The 1,897-nt window shown below is 64.9% G+C and carries 3 protein-coding genes and 1 pseudogene; 1 reads left to right on the top strand and 3 read right to left on the bottom strand.

Features of this window, described 5'->3' with window-relative positions; all coding sequences use genetic code 11:
* The 3 genes from EOA23_RS34270 to EOA23_RS36790 all read right to left on the bottom strand — a co-directional run.
* The coding region (locus EOA23_RS34270; RefSeq protein ID WP_127307276.1) for an aldehyde dehydrogenase family protein at positions 1 to 918 on the bottom strand (918 nt) is incomplete at its 3' end.
* A gap of 164 nt (positions 919 to 1,082) precedes the next feature.
* Complete coding sequence (locus EOA23_RS34265) at positions 1,083 to 1,466, bottom strand: ACT domain-containing protein (RefSeq protein WP_127307275.1); 384 nt, start codon at positions 1,464 to 1,466, stop codon at positions 1,083 to 1,085.
* Positions 1,467 to 1,486: 20 nt separating this feature from the next.
* Positions 1,487 to 1,699, bottom strand: a complete 213-nt coding sequence (locus tag EOA23_RS36790) for a hypothetical protein (protein ID WP_245474449.1) — start codon at positions 1,697 to 1,699, stop codon at positions 1,487 to 1,489.
* Between EOA23_RS36790 and EOA23_RS34255 the strand changes: the two are divergent.
* A pseudogene (locus tag EOA23_RS34255) lies at positions 1,626 to 1,897 on the top strand (putative sulfate exporter family transporter); the annotation flags it as partial. The gene EOA23_RS36790 and the pseudogene EOA23_RS34255 sit on opposite strands and share 74 nt — an antisense overlap.

The following is a 1,897-nucleotide window of genomic DNA, read 5'->3' as shown; positions in this document are numbered from 1 at the left end:
GAATTTCTCCGCCGCCTTCTTCGCGTAGCCGGCCGCCTCGTCGTGCCGGTCGCGCGGCACGAACATGCGGGTCGGCGCGTTGCAGGACTGGCCGCTGTTGGAGAAGCAGCCGGCGACGCCCTTGGTGACGGCCCGCTCCAGATCGACATCGGGGAACAGGATATTGGCTGACTTGCCGCCGAGCTCCTGATGCACACGCTTGACCGTGTCGGCCGCCGCCTTGGCGACCAGGATGCCAGCGCGGGTCGAGCCGGTGAACGACATCATGTCGACATCCGGGTGGCTGGCCAGCGCCTGGCCGACGGTCGGGCCATCGCCGTTGGCGAGATTGAACACGCCCTTCGGCACGCCGGCCTCATCGATGATCTCGGCGAAGATGATGGCGTCGAGCGGCGCGATCTCCGACGGCTTCAGCACCATGGTGCAGCCGGCGGCAAGCGCGGGCCCCACCTTGCAGGTGATCTGGTTCAGCGGCCAGTTCCACGGCGTTATCAGGCCGACGACGCCAATCGGCTCTTTCACGATCAGCGACGAGCCTTTGACGTGGCGGAACTGGAAGGTCTTCAGCACTTCCGCCATCTTCTCCAGATGCGCCTGGCCGACGCCGACCTGGCTGTCCAGCGCCATCTGGCGCGGCGCGCCCATCTCGCGCGAGACGGCGAGCGCGAGGTCCTTGCTGCGCTTCTTGTAGATTTCGATGACGCGGTTGAGGATATCGAGCCGCTCCTCGACCGAGGTGAAGCCGAAGCTGGCGAAGGCGCGCTTGGCGGCCGCCACCGCCTTGTCGACATCGGCCCTGGAGCCCAGCGATATCTGCGTGAAAGCGTCCTCGTTCGAGGGATCGATGACATCGAGCGTGTTCGGCACGACCGGATCGACCCAGGCGCCGTCGATATAGAATTGCAGATTGTGGGACATGGTCTTCCTCCTCGGCCGGCCGTGGGTGCTCGATTGCAGTGGATTGGGTCGTCGTATACAGCCAGAGATAACGATGCCGCAAGCGCCATGTCAAACGCAAGCGCAGGCGATTGAGCCAGCCGTCCGTCGAGCCTGATGTGCCGGCTGACTCCCACCGGGACCGATTACAGCAGCGTATGTCCAGCGTCACCCAGCAGCTGCGCCGCCGCGGCTTGATCGGCGGCCTTCACCAGCAGATGGTCGCCATCGAAGGTGGACACCACGAAGATGCCGAGGCCGTTCTCCGACAGCGGCCGAATGACAGACAGCACGATGCCAGTTTCGCCGAAGGCAAAGGGGCCTTCGAATTTGAAGGCGACCCAGTCGCGATCCTGCCTGGCCAGATCCGGAACGCGCTCCTGCAGGCAGGTTATCGAAAGCTCATCCTCGGTTCTGGTGATGCTGACGAAACCCGGCCCGTTGGCCCAATCGGGAATGCCATGTCCAGCTTCCAGCCTCGAAATCGCGTATAGGCCTGGCAGTTGCTTCAGCCTGATCCTGGCAGCCATGGCCCCGCTCCGATTGCCGGTCATCCCGCGATCCTCTTGCTCATGTAAACGGTCGAGCCGTTCATGAACGGCTCTTCCCGGTCAATCGAGTAACCCTGTCCCTTGTAGAGCGACACACTCGCCTCGAACGCGCCGTTGGTCAGCAGGCGAAGCTGATGGAACGGCACGCTTGCCGGCGAGACCGCGACCGTCGCCAAGCTGACGCGGGTCGCCATGTTGGCGCCGATGGTCATCGCGCTCGGCCTGATGGCGCGCCGCGGCGGCACCGACGCATCCGGCGCCAAGCCGCCGATGCCCTGGTTCGTCGCGGCTTTCGTGGCGGTGGTGGCGCTGAACAGCCTGGTCGCGATCCCGGCGCAGATCCATTCGGCGATCGCCTTGGCCACGCAGATGATGCTGACCATGGGACTCGCCGCCATGGGCCTGCAGGC

It is taken from the genome of Mesorhizobium sp. M2A.F.Ca.ET.042.01.1.1, assembly GCF_003997405.1.
Taxonomy (GTDB): Bacteria; Pseudomonadota; Alphaproteobacteria; order Rhizobiales; family Rhizobiaceae; genus Mesorhizobium.
The sequence above is the reverse complement of the archived record's forward strand: the minus strand, read 5'-3'. Positions and strand labels throughout refer to the sequence as shown.